A 16,708-nucleotide genomic window follows, 5' to 3' on the forward strand; every position below is an offset into this window, starting at 1 on the left:
GTCCCGCCGAGCGACCCCGGACCGTCGCCGGCGCATGTGTCGCCCCCCGCCGGATCGGGCACGGCGGTTGTCATGGCCGACCAGTTCACGTTCACCGACCCGACCACGCAGTACCGCACCGACGGCTTCCCGGAGCAGACCCAGGACGCCCCCGGCCTGGCCGCAGACCTCGAGCCCGGCGCCGACCACGGCGAGCAGAGCTACCGCGGCACCGGCCGCCTCACCGGCCGCAAGGCGCTGGTCACCGGCGCCGACTCCGGCATCGGCCGCGCCGCCGCGATCGCGTTCGCGCGGGAGGGCGCCGACGTCGTCCTCAACTACCTGCCCAGCGAGGAGACAGACGCGAAGCAGGTCGCCGGGCTGATCGAGGAGGCCGGCCGCAAGGCCGTGCTCGCCCCGGCCGACATCTCCGACGAGGCCGCCGCCCGGGCACTGGTGCACACCGCGGTCGACGAGCTCGGCGGGCTGGACATCATCGCCAACGTCGCCGGCAAGCAGACCTACGTCGACGACCTCGCCGACCTCACCAGCGAGCAGTTCGACGCGACGTTCAAGACCAACGTCTACGCGCTGTTCTGGATCGTCCAGGAGGCGCTGCCGCACCTGCCGGCCGGCGCGACGATCATCAACACCAGCTCCATCCAGGCCTACCAGCCCTCCCCCGGCCTGGTCGACTACGCCACCACCAAGGCCGCCATCAACACGATGAGCAAGGCGCTGGCCCAGCAGCTCGCGCCCAAGGGCATCCGGGTCAACGTGGTGGCGCCCGGCCCGTTCTGGACGCCGCTGCAGGCCTCCGGTGGCCAGCCCACCGAGGCGCTGCCCGAGTTCGGCCAGGAGACCCCGATCGGGCGCGCCGGACAGCCGGCCGAGCTCGGCCCGGCCTACGTGTACCTGGCCTCCCCGGAGTCCAGCTACGTCTCCGGGGAGACCCTCAACGTCAACGGTGGGATGCCGACCCCGTGACGCCGGAGCACTCCACCCGGCGCCGTCCGACCCTGCACTGGGGCGCGGACGGCGCCGGGGCCGGCCCGGTCGACGAGCGGGACGCCGACGGCTACGCCGACCTGCGCTCCTACGCCGCGATCGGTGACGGCCGCACGATCGCGCTGATCGCCCGGGACGGCCGGATCGACTGGCTGCCGCTGCCGGACATGGACTCGCACGCCGTGTTCGGCGCGCTGCTGGACGCGGAGAACGGCGGCTGCGTCGAGCTCTGCCCGGTCGAGGAGTTCACCGCCGAGCGGGAGTACGTCGAGCACACCAACGTGCTGACCACGACGTTCACCACCGCCTCGGGCCGCGTGCGGATCACCGACTCACTCAACTCCGGCATCGCCGGCCGGCTGCCGTGGTCGGAGCTGGGCCGCCGGATCGAAGGGCTGGACGGCGAGGTCGAGCTGCGCGCCGCCGTCCGGCCCGGCACGTGCCTGAACACCGTCTCCCCGTGGGTGCACCAGACCGCGCAGGGCCCGGTGCTGCGGGTCGACGACCTGACCCTCGCCGTCCGCACGTCCGGAGCGGACGACGTCCGGGCCGGTGACCGGCGGATCGACGTGGAGTACACGACCAGCCCCGGGTCACGGCACCTGCTGGCCCTGGTCGCGACCGAGCGGGAGCCGCTGTTCCTGCCGCCGGTCGAGGCGATCGACGCCGGGATCGACCGGACGATCGGGAACTGGGCGGCGTGGATGCGCGCCTTCGAGTGGGACGGGCCCTGGGGCGCCGCCGTCCGGCGCAGCACGCTGCTGCTCAAGCTGCTGATCCACGCCGAGAGCGGGTCGATGGTCGCTGCGGCGACCACCTCGCTGCCGGAGGACCCGGCCGGCGGCAAGAACTGGGACTACCGCTATGCCTGGGTGCGCGACTCCGCCTACGCGCTCACCGCGCTGTTCCGGTTCGGCCTGCGGGAGGAGACGCACGGGGCGATCAGCTGGCTGCTGTCCACGATCCGCGAGCACGGCCCCGAGCCGCAGGTCGTCTACTCCCTGGCCGGCGGGCCGGTGCCGCGAGCGGATTTCCGGGACGCACCCGGCTGGCGCGGCACGGCACCGGTGGTGGTCGGCAACAACGCCGCCGAGCAGCTGCAGCTGGGTGTCTTCGGCGACCTGTTCTCCATCGTCTCGCTGTACGTGGAGAACGGGAACGTGCTCGACGCGCACACCGGCCGGCTGCTCACCGAGATCGCCGACATCACCTGCGACCGGTGGCAGAGCAAGGACTCGGGGATGTGGGAGCTGCCCGAGCACCGGCACTACACGACCTCGAAGCTGGGCTGCTGGGTCGCGCTGAGCAAGGCCGTCGAGCTGGCCGAGGCCGGGCACATCCCCGGCGACCCGGCCCGCTGGCGCAGCGAGGCCGAGCGGATCCGCACCTGGGTGTCGGACAACGCCTGGTCCGAGGAGCGCGGCGCCTACGTCTGGTACCCCGGCACCCAGGAGCTGGACGCCTCGATCGTGCTGCACGCGATCAGCGGGTTCGACCGCGGCGAGCGGATGAGCCGCACCCTGGACGCGCTGCGCGAGGAGCTCGGCGACGGCCCCCACCTCTACCGGTACAGCGGCGCGGCGAAGGAGGAGGGCGTCTTCCTCGCCTGCTCCTACTGGACGGTCTCGGCGCTGACCCTGTGCGGCCGGGTCGAGGAGGCGCGGGAGCTGATGGAGCAGCTGATGGGCGCCGCGAACGACGTCGGGGTGCTGGCCGAGATGCTCGACCCGGCGACCGGCGACCTGCTCGGCAACCTGCCGCAGGCGCTGAGCCACCTGGCGCTGGTGAACGCCGCGATCACCGTCTCCGAGGCGCTCGACGCCGACTGAGCGGTGCGTGCCCGGCCGGGTGCGGACGGTGGGCACGCACCGTCCGCACCCGCCGAGACAGGCCCGCGGGACGCCGGCGGAGCGGGCGTGCGAGGACCCTCGAGGCGACGGCGGCGCCGTCCGGGCACCGCCAGGGAGGAGGGCGCCCGATGTACGCCAGGACCACCACCGTCCGCGGCGACCCGGCCGCGGTGGACGACGGGATCGCCTACGTCCGCGAGGCCGTCTGGCCGATGCTGCGCGGCATGAGCGGCTGCGTGGGCACCTCGATGCTCGCCGACCGGGACGCCGGCCGCTGCATCGTCACCGCCGCCTGGGCCACCGAGGAGGCGATGCGCGCCAGCGCCGTCCCGGTCGGTGAGCTGCGGGACCGGGCGGCCGAGGTCATGCGCGCCGATGCCATGCACGTCGCCGAGTGGGACATCGCCGTCCTGCACCGGCTGCACCCCACCGGCGAGGGCGCCTGCGCGCGGGTCGTCTGGACCGAGAGCGACCCGGCCCAGCTCGACCGGGTGGTCGACGCGGTCGGCATCAGCCTGCTGCCCCGACTGTCCGACCTGCCCGGCTTCTGCAGCCTGAGCCTGCTCGTCGACCGGGCCACCGGCCGCGCGGCGACGACCACCACCTACACCGACCGGGCGTCGTTGCAGCAGTCCCGGGACATCGGCGCGGCCCTCCACGCCGACGTCGCGATCGCGCTGGGCATGCGGACCATCGAGGTGGCCGACTTCGACCTGGCGATGGCGCACCTGCGCGTCCCCGAGCTGGCCTGACCGGTCGCTCCCCCTGCCGGGACCGCAGGATGGTGGCAGGGTGCAGGGTCGGCGCCCGACCGGGCGCCCGGTCCGGAGCACCACCACCGACCAGCGACGCCGACGACAGGGGACGACGTGCAACCGCGGGTGCTCGGCGGGCGGTACGAGCTCACCTCCCTGATCGCCACCGGCGGCATGGGCCAGGTCTGGCAGGCCCGTGACCGGGTGCTGAGCCGGGACGTCGCGGTCAAGCTGCTGCGCAGCGAGTACACCGGGGACCCCACGTTCCTGGCCCGCTTCCGGGCCGAGGCCCAGCTGGCCGCCGGCCTGGTGCACCCCAACATCGCCACCCTCTTCGACTACGGCGAGGTCCCGCCGGCCGGCCCGGGCGAGGAGCACCTGGCCTACCTGGTCATGGAGCTGGTCCGGGGCGAGTCGCTGTCCGGGCTGCTGCGCCGCGAGGGCCGGCTGCCGGCCGACCGCACGCTGGAGGTGCTGCGGCAGAGCGCCGCCGGGCTGGCCGCCGCGCACGCCGCCGGGGTGGTGCACCGCGACGTCAAGCCGGGCAACGTGCTGCTCGGTGCCGACGGCACGATCAAGATCACCGACTTCGGGGTGGCCGTCTCCGGGGCCAGCGTCCCGCTCACCCAGACCGGCCAGGTCATCGGCACCCCGCACTACCTCTCCCCCGAGCAGGCACAGGGCGCCCGGGCCACCCCGGCCAGCGACGTCTACGCCCTGGGCCTGATCGGCTACGAGTGCCTGGCCGGCCACCGCGCCTTCGACGCGGACAGCTCGGTGCAGGTCGCGCTCATGCAGATCCGGGACACCCCGCCGCCGCTGCCCGGCGACGTCCCTCCGCCGGTGCGGGCGTTCATCGACGCGACGCTGGTCAAGGACCCCGCCGCGCGCTTCCCCGACGGCGCCGCCGTCGTCGCCGCGATCGACGCCGTGCGCGCCGGGCGGCCGCTGCCCCTCCCGGCCGGCGACGACCGGACGACGGTGCTGCCCGCCGACGACGACCGGACGACGGTGCTCCCCCCGGCCGCCGCCCAGACCTCGGTGCTGCCGGCGGTCGGTACGGCCGCGGGAGCCGCCGCCCGCCCGATGCCCCCGTTGCGCCTGCCCCCGGAGGCCGAGACCGGGGCGCGGGCCTCCGGCGCACCGGCGGACCGCCCGGCACGCCGGTGGCGGCAGGTGCTCCTCCCGCTGATCGCCGTCCTGGTGCTCGCCGGGCTGGTGTTCGGCGGGCTGCAGCTGGCCGGCAGCGACGGCGACGAGCCCACCGCCGACACCAGCACCTCCCCCAGCTCGACCGGTCCTAGCTCCACCCCGTCGGCGACCGCGGAGCAGGTCACCATCTCCTCGTCCGACTACGAGGGGCGGCCCTACACCGACGTCCAGGCCGACCTGACCGCGCTGGACCTGCAGGTGGCGCTCCGCCCGGTGACGACCGGCGACGCCGACGACGGCGACGTCCTCTCGGTCAGCCCGGACGGCCGGCTGACGGCCGGCTCGACCGTGACCGTCAGCTACGCCGTCGCCCCGGCGGCCACCCCGACCCCGTCGCGGCAGCCGGTGCCGGTCCCCAGCGTCACGCCCGACTCCGGGGGTGAGGGCAACGAGGACGAGCCGGACGAGGACGAGCCCGACGAGGACGAGGGCGGGGGCAACGGCAGCGAGGGCGGGGGCAACGGCAGCGAGGGCGGCGGGAACGGGAACAGCGGCGGCAACGGGAACGGGAACGGCGGCGGGAACGGCCAGGGCAACGGGAACGGCTGACCGGGCCGCTCCACTGCTGCCCCTCCCGCCGGCGCCCGCCGCAGGGGAGGATGAGCGCGTGCAACCGGACGGGCAGCTCCTCGGCGAGCGCTACGAGCTGCTCGGGTCGATCGCGGTCGGCGGCATGGGCGAGGTGTGGCGGGCCCGGGACACCCGGCTGAACCGGGACGTCGCCGTGAAGGTGCTGCGCCGGGAGTTCACCGCCAACCCCACGTCGCTGGCCCGGTTCCGCGCCGAGGCCCAGCACTCCGCCGGCCTGCTGCACCCCAACATCGCCACGCTGTTCGACTACGGCGAGGTCCTGCCCGGCCCGGCCGGGGGTGAGCACCTGGCCTACCTGGTGATGGAGCTCGTGCGCGGCGAGTCGCTGTCCGGACTGCTGCGCCGGGACGGCCGGCTGCCGGCCGACCGCACACTGGAGGTCATGCGGCAGGCCGCCGCGGGCCTGGCCGCCGCACACGCCGCCGGGGTGGTGCACCGGGACGTGAAGCCGGGCAACGTGCTGCTGGCCACCGACGGCGCGGTGAAGCTCACCGACTTCGGCGTCGCCGTCTCGGCGGCGAGCATGCCGCTGACCCGCACCGGCGAGGTGATCGGCACCGCCAACTACCTCGCCCCCGAACAGGCACAGGGCCTGCGGGCCACCCCGGCCAGCGACGTCTACGCCCTGGGCCTGGTCGCCTACGAGTGCCTCGCCGGGCAGCGCGCCTTCGACGGCGACGACCCGCTGGCGGTCGCGCTGCGCCAGGTGAACGAGACACCGCCCCCACTGCCGGACGACGTCCCCGAGCCGGTCCGTCGGCTGGTCGAGCGGACCATGGCCAAGGACCCGGCCGAGCGGTTCGCCGACGGCGCCGCGCTGCACGCCGCGGTCGACGACGTCATCGCCGGGCGGCCCGACGGTGCGGCCGGTGAGCCCCGCACCGCGGTGATGCCGGCGCTGCGCGCACCGGAACCGGCGGCGCGACGGACCCCCACCCCGGTGCCGCCGTTCCCGCCGACCCGCGCCTTCGCCGTCCCCGACCCGAGCGCCACCGGGCGGCACCACGCTGCACCCGAGCCGGCGGACCGACACCTGGCCGACCTGCCCGACCTCGACGACGAGGAGCTCGACGACCTGGAGCGCCGGCGCCGGTGGCCGATGGTGCTGGCCGCGGTGCTCACCCTCATCGTCGTCGCCGGGGGCACCGTCGCCTTCCTGCAGCTGGCCGGCGACCGAGGGGCCGAGCAGGCAGCTCCCCCGACGGCGAGCGCCCCGGCGACGTCGTCCGCGCCGGTGGTCACGCTGATCAGCCTCTCGACCGCCGACCACGTCGGCCAGCCGATCGCCGACGTCGAGGCGAGCCTGGTCGAGCGCGGGCTGCAGGTGACCCGGCAGCCGCTGGAGACCGACGACGTCCCCGACGGTCAGGTCATCGCGCTCAACCCGGTCGGCCAGGTCATGCCGGGCACCGTCGTCACCGTCACCCATGCGGTCGCCCCACCCCCACCGGCGCCCGCGCCGTCGCCGTCGCCGGAACCGGAGCCCGAGCCCGCCCCCGCGCCGGCACCGGAGCCGGCTCCCGTGGAGGAGCCCGCCGAGCCCACCGGGGACGACGGCCAGCGCTGGGACGGCGAGGACTGGGAGCGCTGGCTCGAGGAGAACTGGGACGGCTGGGAGGACCGCCGCGGGCGGCAGGGCGGCTGAGCGCCACCGCCGTCCGGCCGGTCCGGGGGTGACCGCGGGTTGACAAAGCAGCTTGCCGTGTCAGCAAACTGTTCGGCATGAGCGACGTCGACGCGGTGCTGCAGGCCGTCGGACCCCGGCTGCGCGCACTGCGCCAGCGCAAGGACACCACGCTGACCCAGCTGTCGGAGACCACCGGCATCTCGATCAGCACGCTGTCCCGGCTGGAGTCCGGCCAGCGCCGGGCGACCCTGGAACTGCTGCTGCCGCTGACCCGGGCGCTGCAGGTGCCGCTGGACGAACTGCTCGACGAGCCGCCGTCGGCCGATCCGCGCGTCCACCCGAGGCCGGTGCAGCGCAACGGCATGACGATGCTGCCGCTCACCCGCCGTCCCGGTGGCCTCCAGGCCTACAAGATGATCATCCCGCCGGGCTGGCCGGGCGGCCAGATCGAGCTCAAGACGCACGAGGGCTACGAGTGGGTCTACGTGCTCAACGGCCGCTTCGTGCTCTTCCTGGGCGAACAACGACTGGAGCTCACCCCCGGCGAGGTGGTCGAGTTCGACACCCACGTGCCGCACGCGCTCACCAACCCCGGCCCGGCTCCGCTGGAGCTGCTGGCGCTGTTCGGCCCGCAGGGCGAGCGGATGCACGTGCGCGCCCGCCCACGCGGCAGCGACGACGCGCGGGGCAGCGAGCAAGCGGGCACCGACGACTGACCCGGAGGTGGCCGGCTCACCGTGCGAGGCGGCGCGGACTCCGTGAGGCTGGGGAGAGCGGGACCTGAGTCCACGGGCCCGCTCCACCCGCTCCCCCGGAGGTCAGTCGTGCCCGACCGCGAACCGCAGGAGATCGCCCAGGTCGCCGCCGCGACCGGGGCGAAGAAGACCCGCCGCACCTGGGACCGGGTGGTGGTCAGCGCCTTCCTGGCCGGTGCCTACATCGCCTTCGGCGGGCTGGTCGCCATCACCGTCTCCTCCGGGCTCGACCCGGAGACCTGGGGCACCCTGCCCACGCTGTTCACCGGCGCCACCTTCACCCTCGGGCTGGTGCTGGTGCTGATCGCCGGCTCCGACCTCGCCACCGGCAACATGGCGCTGGTCCCGCTCGGCGCGATGCGCGGCAAGATCGGCGTCGGCGACGTGGCGAAGAACCTCTCCCTGGTGCTGGTCGGCAACCTGCTCGGCGCGCTGTTCGTCGCCTACTTCCTGGCCGTGCAGACCGGGGTGATCGGCGACTCCGGCGCCACCGGCACCGGCGGGCTCACCTACGAGCGGCTGGCCTCGATCTCCGAGGGCAAGGCGCTGGGCGAGTCGGCCTGGCAGACGTTCCTGCGCGCCGTGGGCTGCAACTGGCTGGTCTGCCTGGCGGTCTGGATGTCCCTGGCCGCCAAGACCGTCTCCGGCAAGATCCTGGCGATCTTCTTCCCGATCATGGCCTTCGTGGCGATGGGCTTCGACCACGTGGTGGCCAACATGTTCTTCCTGCCGGCCGCGATCTTCGCCGGGGTGCCGGACATCGGCTGGGGCGACGTGCTGCTCAACTGGCTGCTGGCCGGGGTCGGCAACCTGGTCGGCGCAGTGGTCTTCGTGGCGACGTCCTACTGGTACCTGTTCCTCAAGGACGCCCCGGACGAGGCGGACACCTCCGAGAACACCCGGACGCCGGACGCCGAGCGCGCCTGATCAGGCGGCGGGGCCGTCCCGGGGGTCGACGACCTCGGCGGCCCCGCCGTCCTCGGTGGCAGCCAGCTGCTCCTGCTCGCGCCGGAACCGCCGCGACTCCAGCACCACGTAGCCGAAGACCACGACCAGGGCGAAGTTGAAGAACGCCTCGCCCGCCTGGCCGTCGAACAGGTGCTGCACCAGCTGCACGACGTTCCAGGCGGCGGCAGCGGCGGCGGCCACCTGGACGCCGACATGACCGAACCACGGGGGGCGGGAGGGGGCGTCGGCCATGCCCCGAGGCTAGCCGGGCGGGGAACGCCACACGCGAGCCGCACTGCGCCTCGGTCCCCGGTCGGGGAGGGTGGGGTGGTGAGCACCGAGCGAAGCGGCAGTGGATACGTCGAAAAGGGCCAGGAGTACCAGCGCGACCAGAACTACATCACCGACCGCATCACCTCGGACGGCTCCGGTGGCTGGCCGGTCGAGGCCGGCCGGTACCGCCTGGTGATCGCCCGGGCCTGCCCGTGGGCCAACCGGGCTGCGATCGTCCGGCGGCTGCTCGGCCTGGAGCAGGCCATCTCGATGGGCATCTGCGGGCCCACCCACGACGCGCGCAGCTGGACCTTCGACCTCGACCCGGACGGCCGTGACCCGGTGCTGGGCTACGAGCGGCTGCAGCAGGCCTTCTTCGCCCGCGACCCGGAGTACCCGCGCGGCATCACCGTGCCGGCGATGGTCGACATCCCGACCAAGGCCGTGGTCACCAACGACTTCCGGCAGATGACCCTGGACTTCTCCACCGAGTGGACCGCGTTCCACCGCGACGGCGCCCCCGACCTCTACCCCGAGCACCTGCGCGAGGAGATGGACGAGGTCATGCAGCGGGTGTTCACCGAGGTCAACAACGGGGTCTACCGCTGCGGCTTCGCCGGCTCCCAGCGCGCCTACGACAAGGCCTACGAGCGGCTCTGGACGGCGATGGACTGGCTGGAGGAGCGGCTGAGCACCCGCCGGTTCCTGATGGGCGACACGATCACCGAGGCCGACGTCCGACTGTTCACCACGCTGGCCCGCTTCGACGCCGTCTACCACGGCCACTTCAAGTGCAACCGGCAGAAGCTGACCGAGATGCCGGCGCTGTGGGGCTATGCCCGCGACCTGTTCCAGACCCCGGGCTTCGGCGACACCACCGACTTCCCGCAGATCAAGGAGCACTACTACGTGGTGCACGCCGACATCAACCCGACCCAGATCATCCCGATGGGGCCGGACACGTCGGTGTGGCTGACCCCGCACGGCCGCGAGGAGCTGGGCGGCCGCCCGTTCGGCGACGGCACCCCGCCCGGGCCGCCGATCGACGGCGAGGTCGTCCCGCCCGAGCACGGCCCGGGCGGCATCGGCCACCGCTGAGCGCACGCGCCCGGAGTTCCACGACCAGGGCTCCGGGCGCATGCTGGCGCCCATGACCGGCCCGGTGCACGCCGACGACGTCCGGCCCGCCCTCGACCTGCCCAGCGCGGGGCCGGAGCCGCTGCCCTGGTCGACCGCGCTGGCCGCCGTCCTCGGCTATGCCCGGGGCCGGCGGCCGCTGCGGTACCGCTCCCCCATCGAGCGCGAGGGCCGGTGGGTGCAGGTGCCGGCGTTCGGCCACGACCGGTTCGACGCCCGCCCGGTGCCCGCCGGCCCGCTCGGGGACGACGACGTGCTGGTCGCCGAAGGGCTGCACGGCCGGCTCGACCCGGACGGCTGGACGGCGGTGCGCACCTGCCTGGACGACGTCCAGCCGGCCGCCGAGGCGCTGGTCGCCCGCGCGGCCGGCCGGGCGTTCTGGGAGCTGCCGGACGAGGAGCTGTCCGTGCTCGGCGAGCCGGGCACCGTCGGCGCCGCGCTGCGCGGGCTCGGCGAGCTGCCCGACCAGCGGGCCCGGTACGTCGTCGCCGCGCTGCACCACCGGCACCCGGCACTGGTCCCGCTGTCGAACCGGGCCAGCTGGCTGCAGACGGTGCCGCACCTGCGCGAGGGCGACAGCAGCGTCGCCGCGGTGGTGCACCGGGAACTGCGCGCCAACCCGGCTGCCTTCGCCGCGCTGGAGGTCGCCGCCGCCGAGCTGCTCGGCCGGGAGCTGACCCGGCTTCGGCTGCACGACGTGCTGGTCTGGCTGGCCGGCACCCTCCGGCTGACCACCGCGGTGGCCCTGGGCGAGAGCACCGAGGAGTGGCGGCAGCGGACCGCCGGCCGCACCGGCGTCAGCCGCTGACCGGCGGCGCCCAGCGCGGGTCCCGCCCGGTCGCACCCAGCAGCCGGTCCAGCGGCGGGGCGTCCGCGGCCACCGGCACGGCCGGACCGAAGAGGCCCGGCGCCTCGTCGGCGGGGGCGTCGGTCCGGTCACCCACGAAGGCCAGGCACTCCGCGACGCTCGCCGGGTCGGGGTGGTAGCCGGCGCCGACCGCCGCCGCCACGTCCCAGCCGTGCACCACGAGCTCGTCCAGCACGACCCGGGCCCACACCGCTGCCGGGAGCACGACCCCGGCGCCCTCGCCGACGCCCTCCCAGGCCGCCGGCGCTCGCCAGGCGGCCACGAGCGCGTCGAGCTCTTGCGGGATCCGGGTGCGCCAGTCGGCCGGCAGCGCGTCCGCCCCACCGGCCGGCGGCCCGCCGGGCGGCTGCTTCTCCGCCACCCGCCGCAGCCCCACCGCGAGCCCGTGGACGTGGGCGAGCAGCGCGGCTACGGAGGTGTCCGCGCACGGCGTGGGGTCGATGAGCTGGTCATCGCGCACCGCGGCCACCACGCGGACGAGGTCGTCAGCCGCAGGGCCGAGGTCGAGATCGATCGTCGTCGTCATGCAGGTCAGACCGGAGCGGGCCCGGGAACTCACCGCCGGCGCGGACCGGTGTGCCGCGCAGTGGGCGCGTGCTGCACGCGCGAGGTCCTGGTGGGCTGACCGGAGGGGTGACCAGCGCCGGGCTGATGGCGGCCGGTCGTGTTGGACTGATCGGAGCTGCGGTGGGCCGCCACTCTCGGGGGCGGGCGGCCCTCCGCAGCCACCCGCTCGCGGAGGGTGCTGACCCGCCCGGCGAGCGCGCGCGGCACCCGTCGTCGACGCGCCGTGACCGCGCCCGGGCGAGCACAGTCGCCCCACGGCAGCGCTGCCGGGGCTCTGCCGGTGTCCCGCTCTCCGGAGAGGAGCCGCAGATGTACGCACGGACCGCCACACTGCGAGGCGACCCCAGGCGGGTCGACCAGGCGATCACCTTCGTCCGCGACGAGTGGCTGCCGACCGCCACCGACCTGGACGGCTGCACCGGGCTGTCCATGCTCGTCGGCCGCCGCACCGGCCGGTGCATCGTCACCAGCGGCTGGGCCGACGAGCAGGCGATGCTCGCCAGCGCGGAGAGCATGCGCCCCGACCGCGCCCGGCTGGGCAAGGTCCTGGGCGCGGTGCCGGTGGTTGCGCAGTGGGAGATCGCGGTGCTGCACCGGGTGCAGCCGACCGGTCCGGACGCCGTCTGCCGGCTCGTCTGGAGCACGCGGCCCGACCCGTCCGCCCTGGACGACGACGTCGCCACCTTCCGGATGGCCCTGCTGCCCCGGATCGAGGAGCTCACCGGGTTCTGCAGCGCGAGCCTGCTCGTCGACCGGGTCTCGGGCAACACCGTGCTGGCCGTGGCCTACGCCGACCGGGAGGCGATGCTGGTGGCCGGCCAGCGCGCCGACGCGGTGCGGGAGCAGTACGCCCGGGCGATGTGCGGCCGGATCACCGAGGTGACCGATCTGGACCTGGCCGTCGCCCACCTGCGGGTCCCCGAGACCGTGTGAGGGCGGGTCAGGTGGTGGGGCGACCGAGGTACACGACGCCCGTCGCGCCGGGGACGGCGATCTCGGTGAAGCCCAGCCGGGCGTAGAACCCCAGCGCCCGGTTGTTGGCCGGGTCCACGCCCAGGTTCACGCCCGGCGCCCCGGCCGCGGCCACCGCGGCACAGAACGTCTCGATCAGCGCCCGCCCCCAGCCGGCGCCCTGCACGGCCGGCAGGAGGTCGACGTGCAGGTGCGCCGGGTGGCCCGCGAGCTCGGGCAGGAGCATCCGCTCCGGCCGGTGCAGCAGGGCGGTCATCGCCTCCTCCGGTGTGCGCGGCGGGTCGGGCGGTGCGGGGTACCGGTCGGCCAGCCGGGGCAGCCACCTCTCCCGCCAGGCGGCCACGAAGCCGGCCGTGTCCGCGGTGCCCAGCACGTAGCCGACCACCTGCCCGCCGTCGTCCAGCACGAAGGCGCGCTCGGGCTCCAGGTCGACGTAGGGCCCGGCGAACAGGTCGGGCATCAGGTCGTCGGTCGACCACCGGCCGCGGGCGTCACCGCCGGCGTCGGCGGTGCGCACGCAGACGTCGTAGACCGCCGCCCGGTCCGCGGGCCGGTAGGGCCGGACGGCGGCTTCCCCCGCGGGCTCAGGCATGCCGGGCCGCACGGGGGTCCTCCCTCACACGACCCGGGTCAGCGCCGGCCACAGCGCGTCGGGCCCGTCGCCGAGCAGCCCGGCACCGAGCACCCGGGCCCACGCCGTCTCGGTGCCGGCCTCGTCCCGCCACGACCAGCAGCGCCGGGTGAGGTGGTGCAGCCGGTGCTCCTGGGTGAAGCCGATCGCGCCGTGCACCTGGTGGGCCAGCCGGGCGACCACCTCGACCGCGGCGCCGGCCCGCACCTTCGACGCCGCGGCCGCCAGCACCAGCGACTCCCCCCGCTCGACCGCCTGCACCGCCGCGTCGACCAGCGCCGCCACCGCGGTGACCTCACCGGCCATCTCGGCCAGCTCCATCTGGATCGCCTGGAACCTCCCCAACGGCCGGCCGAACTGCTGCCGTTCTCCCGCGTACTGCACCGTCCAGGCCAGCACCTGCTGCAGCGCCGCGGACAGCTGCACCGCCCGGGCCAGCGCGTACCGGGCCCGCAGCTGCTCGGCCTGCGCACCGGTCAGCAGCGCGCCGGGTGCGGTCACCCCCTGCAGCACGTACGAGCCGCGCGGCTCACCGGCCAGGTTCGCCGCGGCGGTGACCTCCCGGCCGGCGACGTGCACCAGCGCGAGCACCGGTCCGACCGGGCTGGTCGCGAGCACGGCGAGGTGCTGGGCGACCCCGGCCCAGGCCACGTCCGTGGCGGTGCCGGTCAGCGTCCAGCTGCCCGGGCCGTCACCGTCGTCCCGGGGCTCTGCGGTGACCGCGCCGTCCACCGCGATCGACAGCGGCTCCTCGGGCGCGGGCAGGTCCAGGTCCGCGGCGAGGACGGCGGGAGCGGCCACCAGCAGCTGCTCCGCCACCGGTACCGCGGCCGCGCCGGCGGCCAGCGCGCCCACGATCGCGACCGCGTCGGCGAGCTCGCCGCCGGAGCCGCCGGCCTCCTCGGGCACCCCCACCCCGGTCAGCCCGGCCTCGGCCAGCGCCGACCAGAGCCCGGCGTCCCAGGGCCGCTCCGGCGTGAGCACGAACGGCTCGTGCCCGGTCAGGATGTCCCGGACGGTCTCGACGACCAGGTCCACGTCGGAGGAGGTCATCGCAGGCCCAGCCCTCGTGCCACGATCCCGCGCAGGATCTCGTTGGTGCCGCCGCGCAGCGTGTAGCCCGGCGCGTGCAGCTGTGCCTCGGCCAGCGCCCGGCCCAGCGGGTCGGGTGAGTCCAGCGACGCCGGGACGTCGACCGCTCGGCGCACCTCGTCGATCACGTCGGCCTCGAACGTCGTCCCCACGTCCTTGACCAGCGCGGCCGGGATGTCGGGCAGCTCGCCGCGGTCGAGTGCGCCGGCGATCCGCAGCGACAGCTGGCGCAGCGCGAGCAGCCGGGCGGAGATCCGGCCGAGGGCGGCGAGCTGGGCGGGGTCGGACGCGCGCCGGGCGAACTCGGCGATCAGCGGGTAGGTCGACAGGAACCGCTCCGGCCCGGACCGCTCGAACGCCAGCTCCGCGGTCACCTGGTGCCAGCCCGCGCCCTCCTCCCCCAGCAGCATGTCGCCGGGGACGACGACGTCGTCGAAGACCACCTCGTTGAAGTGGTGGCCGCCGTCGAGGATCCGGATCGGGTTGACGGTGATCCCGGGCAGCGACAGGTCGACCAGCAGCTGCGACAGCCCCGCGTGCCGGTTCGCCGGGTCGGCCGGCGACGTGCGCACCAGGGTGATCGCGTAATGGCTGGTGTGCGCGTTCGACGTCCAGACCTTGGCGCCGTTGACCACCCAGTCGCCGTCGCCGTTGCGGGTGGCCCGGGTGCGGATCGAGGCGAGGTCCGAGCCGCTGTCCGGCTCGCTCATCCCGATGACGAAGTAGCACTCCCCCGCCGCGATGCGGGGCAGGATCTCGGTGCGCTGCGCCTCGGTGCCGTAGCGCAGCAGGTTCGGCCCGGACTGCCGGTCGGCGATCCAGTGCGCCGCGACCGGGGCGCCGGCGGCCAGCAGCTCCTCGGTCACCGCGTAGCGCTCCATCGCCGTCCGCTCGTGCCCGCCGTACCGCTTCGGCCAGGTCATGCCCAGCCAGCCGCGCTCACCGAGCTTGCGGGAGAACGCCGGGTCGACCCCGGAGAGCCAGGTGTCCACGTGCGTGGTGAAGCTCCCGGCGGCCAGCTCGGCGGCGAGGAACTCGCGCACCTCGGCCCGTACCTCCTCGGCGGCGGCCGAGCGCGGCGCGGGCGCCAGCGTCAACGAGTTGCTGCCCATGCAGTGCTCCCCACGTCGGTGTGGTGCCCGGTCGGTGCCGGTCCGGTGTCGGTTCTACAGGGCGGGCTGCGACGGTGCGCACCGGAGGTCGGTCCGCCCGGACCGTTGCGGGCCGAGTGGCCCGGCGGACGGACGGGGCGGCGCCCGCTGGTGCGCCTCGTGGTGGACTGGACGCCGCCCAGCCGCCGACCCCGGGAGCCACCGATGAGCGACCCCTTCGACCTGCAGCGGTTCGTCGACGCCCAGGAGGGCGGCGGCACGTACGACCGGGCGCTGGCCGAGCTGCGCGCCGGCCGGAAGACCAGCCACTGGATGTGGTTCGTCCTCCCGCAGCTGGCCGGGCTGGGCTCCAGCGAGATGGCCCGGCGGTACGCGGTCAGCGGCGCCGACGAGGCACGGGCCTACCTGGCGCACCAGGTGCTCGGCCCGCGGCTGCGCGAGTGCGCCCGGGTGCTCACCGACCTGGACACCGGCGACCCGGTCGCCATCCTCGGTGGGATCGACGCACGGAAGCTGCGCTCGTCGATGACGCTGTTCGCCGAGGTGTCCGACGACCCGGTGTTCGGCGAGGTGCTCGACCAGTACTTCGACGGCACCCGTGACCCGGAGACGACGTCCCGGCTCTGATCGGCAACCGGACGCCGAACGTCCGCAACCGCCCCTACGGTGCCGCCATGAGCGACGACACCCCCTGGGAACCACCGATGGACGGCACCGAGGCCGAGCACCTCCTCGGCGCCCTGGACCGGCTGCGCACCACCTTCCGCTGGAAGGCCGCCGACCTGGACGCCGCCGGGCTGCGGACCCGGATCGGCGCCTCGAGCCTCACCCTCGGCGGACTGCTCAAGCACCTGGCCGTCGTGGAGGACGACGTCTCCGCCCAGCGGCTGAGCGGCGCGCCGATCGGTGAGCCGTGGGAGTCCAGCTGGGCCGGCGACCACGACTGGCCGTTCACCTCCGCCGCCGACGACAGCCCCGAGCAGCTCTACGCCTCCTGGGACGACGCGGTCGCCCGGTCGCGTGGCCGGCTGACCGCCGCTCTGGCCGAGGGCGGGCTGGACCAGCGGGTGCACCTCACCGGACCGGAGGACGAACCGGTCGGCCTGCGCCGGCTGGTGTGCGACCTGATCGAGGAGTACGGCCGGCACACCGGCCACGCCGACCTGCTCCGGGAGGCCGTCGACGGGCTGGTCGGTGAGGACCCGCCGGCCGGCTGGCACCCGAGGGTGGGTCGCCGACCGGTCGGCTGACCCGGCACCTCGTCGTCGCCCTCGACCCCTCCGCGCGGGAAGAGGTTGCCAGGCACTGGCTAAGTACGTTAGCTTGGGGCT

17 protein-coding genes are annotated in these 16,708 nt (G+C 75.0%); 12 read left to right on the forward strand and 5 right to left on the reverse strand.

The window, feature by feature from the left end; translation table 11 throughout:
* Positions 1-72 precede the first annotated feature (72 nt).
* The 7 genes from HLA93_RS15850 to HLA93_RS15880 all read left to right on the forward strand — a co-directional run bounded on the left by HLA93_RS15850 (position 73) and on the right by HLA93_RS15880 (position 8,704).
* Entirely contained in the window at positions 73-966 is an 894-nt protein-coding gene (locus HLA93_RS15850; protein WP_222195383.1) for a glucose 1-dehydrogenase, read from the forward strand.
* A complete protein-coding gene (locus HLA93_RS15855; RefSeq protein ID WP_222195384.1) occupies positions 963-2,816 on the forward strand; it encodes a glycoside hydrolase family 15 protein in 1,854 nt (617 codons plus the stop codon). Before HLA93_RS15850 ends, HLA93_RS15855 begins: the two co-directional genes overlap by 4 nt.
* A 149-nt stretch (positions 2,817-2,965) precedes the next feature.
* Complete coding sequence (locus HLA93_RS15860) at positions 2,966-3,589, forward strand: antibiotic biosynthesis monooxygenase (RefSeq protein ID WP_222195385.1); 624 nt, start codon at positions 2,966-2,968, stop codon at positions 3,587-3,589.
* A 117-nt stretch (positions 3,590-3,706) separates the two neighbouring features.
* Positions 3,707-5,353, forward strand: a complete 1,647-nt coding sequence (locus tag HLA93_RS15865) for a protein kinase domain-containing protein (protein WP_308128172.1) — start codon at positions 3,707-3,709, stop codon at positions 5,351-5,353.
* 58 nt (positions 5,354-5,411) lie between these two features.
* The gene (locus tag HLA93_RS15870) at positions 5,412-7,040 is read left to right on the forward strand and encodes a protein kinase domain-containing protein (RefSeq protein WP_222195386.1); all 1,629 of its coding nucleotides are present in this window, start codon (positions 5,412-5,414) and stop codon (positions 7,038-7,040) included.
* A 77-nt stretch (positions 7,041-7,117) separates the two neighbouring features.
* Positions 7,118-7,738, forward strand: a complete 621-nt coding sequence (locus HLA93_RS15875; protein WP_222195387.1) for a helix-turn-helix domain-containing protein — start codon at positions 7,118-7,120, stop codon at positions 7,736-7,738.
* Positions 7,739-7,846: 108 nt separating this feature from the next.
* Positions 7,847-8,704 carry a formate/nitrite transporter family protein gene (locus HLA93_RS15880; RefSeq protein ID WP_222195388.1) on the forward strand — a complete coding sequence of 286 codons (858 nt, stop codon included), beginning with the start codon at positions 7,847-7,849 and terminating at the stop codon, positions 8,702-8,704.
* Here HLA93_RS15880 and HLA93_RS15885 read toward each other — a convergent pair whose 3' ends face one another.
* Positions 8,705-8,977, reverse strand: coding sequence for a hypothetical protein (locus HLA93_RS15885; RefSeq protein WP_222195389.1), 273 nt, complete (start codon positions 8,975-8,977; stop codon positions 8,705-8,707).
* 78 nt (positions 8,978-9,055) lie between these two features.
* Here HLA93_RS15885 and HLA93_RS15890 point away from each other — a divergent pair, with 78 nt between their 5' ends.
* Both HLA93_RS15890 and HLA93_RS15895 read left to right on the forward strand, forming a co-directional pair.
* Positions 9,056-10,096 (forward strand): glutathione S-transferase family protein, encoded by a 1,041-nt coding sequence (locus tag HLA93_RS15890; RefSeq protein ID WP_222195390.1) that lies wholly within the window; start codon positions 9,056-9,058, stop codon positions 10,094-10,096.
* Between the two features lie 52 nt (positions 10,097-10,148).
* Positions 10,149-10,943 (forward strand): DUF6308 family protein, encoded by a 795-nt coding sequence (locus HLA93_RS15895; RefSeq protein ID WP_222195391.1) that lies wholly within the window; start codon positions 10,149-10,151, stop codon positions 10,941-10,943.
* On the opposite strand, the gene HLA93_RS15900 is transcribed toward HLA93_RS15895, so the two are convergent.
* Complete coding sequence (locus tag HLA93_RS15900; RefSeq protein ID WP_222195392.1) at positions 10,933-11,529, reverse strand: TIGR03086 family metal-binding protein; 597 nt, start codon at positions 11,527-11,529, stop codon at positions 10,933-10,935. The two genes, HLA93_RS15895 and HLA93_RS15900, sit on opposite strands and share 11 nt — an antisense overlap.
* Positions 11,530-11,879: 350 nt before the next feature.
* Here HLA93_RS15900 and HLA93_RS15905 point away from each other — a divergent pair, with 350 nt between their 5' ends.
* Positions 11,880-12,503 carry a hypothetical protein gene (locus HLA93_RS15905; protein ID WP_222195393.1) on the forward strand — a complete coding sequence of 208 codons (624 nt, stop codon included), beginning with the start codon at positions 11,880-11,882 and terminating at the stop codon, positions 12,501-12,503.
* A gap of 7 nt (positions 12,504-12,510) precedes the next feature.
* Here HLA93_RS15905 and HLA93_RS15910 read toward each other — a convergent pair whose 3' ends face one another.
* Genes HLA93_RS15910 through HLA93_RS15920 form a run of 3 tightly spaced genes read right to left on the reverse strand, consistent with a single transcriptional unit; the run spans position 12,511 to position 15,377 of the window.
* Complete coding sequence (locus tag HLA93_RS15910) at positions 12,511-13,134, reverse strand: GNAT family N-acetyltransferase (protein ID WP_222195394.1); 624 nt, start codon at positions 13,132-13,134, stop codon at positions 12,511-12,513.
* Between the two features lie 24 nt (positions 13,135-13,158).
* Complete coding sequence (locus HLA93_RS15915; RefSeq protein ID WP_222195395.1) at positions 13,159-14,226, reverse strand: acyl-CoA dehydrogenase family protein; 1,068 nt, start codon at positions 14,224-14,226, stop codon at positions 13,159-13,161.
* Positions 14,223-15,377 carry an acyl-CoA dehydrogenase family protein gene (locus HLA93_RS15920; protein WP_222195396.1) on the reverse strand — a complete coding sequence of 385 codons (1,155 nt, stop codon included), beginning with the start codon at positions 15,375-15,377 and terminating at the stop codon, positions 14,223-14,225. The genes HLA93_RS15915 and HLA93_RS15920 overlap by 4 nt, the downstream gene beginning before the upstream one ends.
* Before the next feature lie 204 nt (positions 15,378-15,581).
* Here HLA93_RS15920 and HLA93_RS15925 point away from each other — a divergent pair, with 204 nt between their 5' ends.
* Both HLA93_RS15925 and HLA93_RS15930 read left to right on the forward strand, forming a co-directional pair.
* Positions 15,582-16,004: a DUF1810 domain-containing protein gene (locus HLA93_RS15925; protein WP_222195397.1), complete on the forward strand. Its 423-nt coding sequence runs from the start codon at positions 15,582-15,584 to the stop codon at positions 16,002-16,004.
* 47 nt (positions 16,005-16,051) lie between these two features.
* Positions 16,052-16,627, forward strand: coding sequence for a mycothiol transferase (locus tag HLA93_RS15930; protein ID WP_222195398.1), 576 nt, complete (start codon positions 16,052-16,054; stop codon positions 16,625-16,627).
* The last annotated feature ends 81 nt before the right edge of the window (positions 16,628-16,708 follow it).

The organism is Modestobacter italicus (genome assembly GCF_019799965.1).
GTDB classification, from domain to species: domain Bacteria; phylum Actinomycetota; class Actinomycetes; order Mycobacteriales; family Geodermatophilaceae; genus Modestobacter; species Modestobacter italicus_A.

What these genes read in the sequence shown, in the direction of transcription:
- HLA93_RS15850 (WP_222195383.1), top strand. Translation starts at nt 73, where the DNA reads ATGGCCGACCAGTTCACGTTCACCGACCCGACCACGCAGTACCGCACC.
- HLA93_RS15860 (WP_222195385.1), top strand. Translation starts at nt 2,966, where the DNA reads ATGTACGCCAGGACCACCACCGTCCGCGGCGACCCGGCCGCGGTGGAC.
- HLA93_RS15875 (WP_222195387.1), top strand. Translation starts at nt 7,118, where the DNA reads ATGAGCGACGTCGACGCGGTGCTGCAGGCCGTCGGACCCCGGCTGCGC.
- HLA93_RS15885 (WP_222195389.1), bottom strand. Translation starts at nt 8,977, where the DNA reads ATGGCCGACGCCCCCTCCCGCCCCCCGTGGTTCGGTCATGTCGGCGTC.
- HLA93_RS15895 (WP_222195391.1), top strand. Translation starts at nt 10,149, where the DNA reads ATGACCGGCCCGGTGCACGCCGACGACGTCCGGCCCGCCCTCGACCTG.
- HLA93_RS15900 (WP_222195392.1), bottom strand. Translation starts at nt 11,529, where the DNA reads ATGACGACGACGATCGATCTCGACCTCGGCCCTGCGGCTGACGACCTC.
- HLA93_RS15905 (WP_222195393.1), top strand. Translation starts at nt 11,880, where the DNA reads ATGTACGCACGGACCGCCACACTGCGAGGCGACCCCAGGCGGGTCGAC.
- HLA93_RS15910 (WP_222195394.1), bottom strand. Translation starts at nt 13,134, where the DNA reads ATGCCTGAGCCCGCGGGGGAAGCCGCCGTCCGGCCCTACCGGCCCGCG.
- HLA93_RS15915 (WP_222195395.1), bottom strand. Translation starts at nt 14,226, where the DNA reads ATGACCTCCTCCGACGTGGACCTGGTCGTCGAGACCGTCCGGGACATC.
- HLA93_RS15920 (WP_222195396.1), bottom strand. Translation starts at nt 15,377, where the DNA reads ATGGGCAGCAACTCGTTGACGCTGGCGCCCGCGCCGCGCTCGGCCGCC.
- HLA93_RS15925 (WP_222195397.1), top strand. Translation starts at nt 15,582, where the DNA reads ATGAGCGACCCCTTCGACCTGCAGCGGTTCGTCGACGCCCAGGAGGGC.
- HLA93_RS15930 (WP_222195398.1), top strand. Translation starts at nt 16,052, where the DNA reads ATGAGCGACGACACCCCCTGGGAACCACCGATGGACGGCACCGAGGCC.